Annotated in this window: 1 protein-coding gene; it reads right to left on the minus strand. The window is 49.2% G+C overall.

What is annotated here, in order from left to right:
• On the minus strand, positions 1–302 hold a 302-nt coding region (locus tag LKX83_RS32020; protein WP_370639171.1), incomplete at its 3' end, for a DUF6444 domain-containing protein.
• Between the last annotated feature and the right edge of the window lie 80 nt (positions 303–382).

Genomic DNA, 382 nt, shown 5'->3' on the forward strand with positions numbered 1-382 from the left:
GAAGGAACATGGTCTATGAAGTGGTCGGGTGTCGCGGAAAATGGTAGTGTGTTGCCTTTGTGACCTTTCGGCGCGCCTTTCTTGCCGCCCGGGGTTCGCAGATTGGTGGGTTTGCGGTAACCGTCCGAAGAAGGCGGTTTACTGCTGGTGTTGGAGTTCTGTCCGAGTTGGCGTCGCAGTTCCTTATTCTCGCGCTCGAGTACATCAATGCGATGGAGCAACGCTTTTATTAACGCGTAAATCTCCGGATCTCCTTTACAGAGCTTTTGGAGCTGCTCTTCACTCAGATTGAAGTCCACCACTTGATAACCGCCTTCCATATCTTAAGGTAATTTCCATTACCCCTTATGTGGAAGTTTTATTCAGTGACCTAAGTAGTAAC

This window comes from Cohnella baijiui (genome assembly GCF_020731285.1).
Classification (GTDB): Bacteria; Bacillota; Bacilli; order Paenibacillales; family Paenibacillaceae; genus Cohnella.